We start from the raw sequence: 380 nt of genomic DNA on the forward strand, positions 1-380 counted from the left end.
GCGCATAGTCCTGGAACACCGTCGTCGTCGGGCGCTTGGCCGGCGGCACCGACGTGCAATCCTCGCCACGGATGAACACCTTGCCTTCGCTGGGGGTGACGAAGCCGCCCAGAATGGACAAGAGCGTCGTCTTGCCGGAGCCGGACGGCCCGAGCAGGATCGTGTAGCTGCCGGGCTCGATCTGCAGCGAGACATCCTTCAGCACGGTGTGCTGGCCGAAGCGATGCGAGACACTGCTGATGTCGACGAGGGGCGCGCTCATGCCGGCTTTCTCCGAAGCAATGTCAGTTCAAAAAACACCACCAGCACGATGGAGACGGCGAAGACCAGCGAGCCGACGGCATTGGTCTTGGGATTGAGGCCGGAACGCAGCAGGTTCC

1 protein-coding gene and 1 pseudogene are annotated in these 380 nt (G+C 63.4%); both read right to left on the reverse strand.

Translation table 11 applies throughout. The features are described 5' to 3' along the window. On the reverse strand, positions 1–262 hold a 262-nt coding region (locus tag EN994_RS35210; RefSeq protein ID WP_127308335.1), incomplete at its 3' end, for an ATP-binding cassette domain-containing protein. Continuing rightward, positions 259–380: pseudogene (locus tag EN994_RS36635) on the reverse strand (ABC transporter permease); the annotation flags it as partial. The pseudogene EN994_RS36635 and the gene EN994_RS35210, both read right to left, overlap by 4 nt.

Source organism: Mesorhizobium sp. M7A.F.Ca.CA.002.09.1.1, assembly GCF_003998555.1.
GTDB lineage: Bacteria > Pseudomonadota > Alphaproteobacteria > Rhizobiales > Rhizobiaceae > Mesorhizobium > Mesorhizobium ciceri.